The following is a 2,352-nucleotide window of genomic DNA, read 5'->3' on the forward strand; positions in this document are numbered from 1 at the left end:
AGAAGAAAGGAAGGGGCGAGCGCCAAGCCCGCCCCTCCGTCGGGCCTTGCGGCCCGCCACCTCCCCGCGAGGCGGGGAGGATCATACGCGTTCAGGCGCCCTGCGGCTGCAGCCCGCCATTGCTGCCACCGCCCAGGAAGCGGCGGCCGGCGCGCGGCACCGTGGCACCGGGTGCGGCGATCGGCCGGGCCGGACCACCAAAGGTTTCCGGGCGTTCCAGCTGGCCGCCATCGACGAGGATCTTGATCTCGTCACCGGTCAGCGTTTCATATTCCAGCAGCGCCTGGGCCAGCACGTGCAGCTTGTCTTCATTGGCGCGCAGGATGTCGACCGCGCGGGCATAGCCCTGGTCGACCAGCGCACGGATTTCGCTGTCGATCAGCTTGTTGGTCTCTTCCGAGGCCATCATGCGGGCCGAACCGCCCATGCCGAGATAGCCTTCCTGCTGGTCTTCATACTGCAGCGGCCCAAGCTTTTCCGACATGCCCCACTTGGTCACCATCGAACGCGCCAGGCCCGTGGCATACTGGATGTCGCCCGATGCGCCCGACGACACCTTGTCATGGCCAAAGATGATTTCTTCGGCCACGCGCCCGCCCATCGAAACCGACAGGTTCGCGTGCATCTTGTCGCGGTGATAGGAATAGCTGTCCCGCTCGGGCAGGCGCATGACCATGCCCAGCGCGCGGCCGCGCGGGATGATCGTCGCCTTGTGGATCGGGTCAGACGCCGGTTCGAACACCGAGACGATGGCATGGCCGGCCTCGTGATAGGCGGTCATCTTCTTTTCGTCTTCGGTCATGACCATGGAGCGGCGTTCCGCGCCCATCATCACCTTGTCCTTGGCGTCTTCGAATTCCTGCATGGCGACCAGGCGCTTGTTGCGGCGCGCGGCCAGCAGGGCGGCTTCGTTGACCAGGTTGGCCAGGTCCGCACCCGAAAAGCCGGGGGTGCCGCGTGCGATCACGCGGGGGTTCACGTCGGGTGCCAGCGGCACCTTCTTCATGTGCACGCCCAGGATCTTTTCGCGGCCCTCGATATCGGGCACCGGCACCACCACCTGTCGGTCAAACCGGCCGGGACGCAGCAGCGCGGGATCGAGCACGTCGGGGCGGTTGGTGGCAGCGATGATGATGATGCCTTCGTTGGCCTCGAAACCATCCATTTCCACCAGCAGCTGGTTCAGCGTCTGCTCGCGCTCGTCATTGGAATTGCCCAGGCCGTGGCCACGATGGCGGCCGACCGCGTCGATTTCGTCGATGAAGACGATGCACGGCGCATTCTTCTTGGCCTGCTCGAACATGTCGCGCACGCGGCTGGCGCCGACGCCCACGAACATTTCGACAAAGTCCGAACCGGAAATGGTGAAGAACGGCACGCCTGCTTCACCCGCGATGGCGCGGGCCAGCAGGGTCTTGCCGGTGCCGGGCGAACCGACCAGCAGCGCGCCCTTGGGAATCTGCCCGCCGAGCTTGGAAAAGCGGCTGGGATCGCGCAGGAATTCCACGATTTCCTGCAGTTCCTCGCGCGCTTCGTCGATGCCAGCAACGTCATCGAACGTCACTCGGCCCGAACGCTCGGTCAAAAGCTTGGCCTTGGACTTGCCAAAGCCCATCGCGCCCGAACCGCCACCCTTCTGCACCTGGCGCAGGGCGAAGAACGCCACGCCCAAGATCAGCAGGAACGGCAGCGACTGCGCCAGCACCCAGACCAGCATGTTGGGTTCTTCCTGCGCCTTGCCGGTGTAGGGCACGTTGTTATCCTGCAACAACTTGGGTAGCAGATCCTTGTCACCATCCACCGGGGTGGTGGTGAACGTCTGGTCGTTCTTCAGGGTGCCGGTGATCTTGTCCGCGCCGATCTGCACGTCGCGAACGGCGCCTTCGGCCACGCGGGCGCGGAAATCGGAATAGCCGATCTGCGTGCCCGAAGCATCTCCGCGCGCCCCGAACATCGAGACCACCAGCAATAGCGCAAGGAAGATGCCTCCCCACACCAGTAGACTCTTGATCCAGGGATTACCCTGCGGCTGGTCATCGTTCATGGGCGTCACGCAATCCTTTCAGACAGGGAAGGTAGGTGCGATCCGCTGAATGGCAAGTTGCCGAATCGTGCCCATGCTGTCCAAGGTGGCAATAACGGCACAAATGCGGCGCTTTTCACCCCGTGCGATGGGGCGGAACGCGCAAAAACTGCCAGGTTGCCCCATTCCCCTTGCCACGCAAGCCGGCCAGCGTCGCCACTTGCCCGGCCGCTAGCGCGGCATGCCAGCGCGCCAGTTCGGCGCCGCGCGGCACAGGCGTGGCCCCCATCGCCTGCAGCACCAGCTCCAGCACGCGCAGGGCCAGTGCC

The 2,352-nt window shown here is 64.8% G+C and carries 1 protein-coding gene and 1 pseudogene; both read right to left on the bottom strand.

The window, feature by feature from the left end:
* Positions 1 to 91: 91 nt before the first annotated feature.
* Positions 92 to 2,044 (bottom strand): ATP-dependent zinc metalloprotease FtsH, encoded by a 1,953-nt coding sequence (gene ftsH / locus H926_RS0116270; protein ID WP_022677261.1) that lies wholly within the window; start codon positions 2,042 to 2,044, stop codon positions 92 to 94.
* Between the two features lie 115 nt (positions 2,045 to 2,159).
* A pseudogene (locus H926_RS33470) lies at positions 2,160 to 2,352 on the bottom strand (tRNA(Ile)-lysidine synthetase); the annotation flags it as partial.

The sequence above is a fragment of the Novosphingobium sp. B-7 genome (assembly GCF_000410615.1).
Taxonomy (GTDB): Bacteria; Pseudomonadota; Alphaproteobacteria; order Sphingomonadales; family Sphingomonadaceae; genus Novosphingobium; species Novosphingobium capsulatum.

Excerpts from the sequence above, each read along its gene's own strand:
- ftsH (WP_022677261.1), bottom strand. The coding sequence starts at position 2,044 with ATGAACGATGACCAGCCGCAGGGTAATCCCTGGATCAAGAGTCTACTG.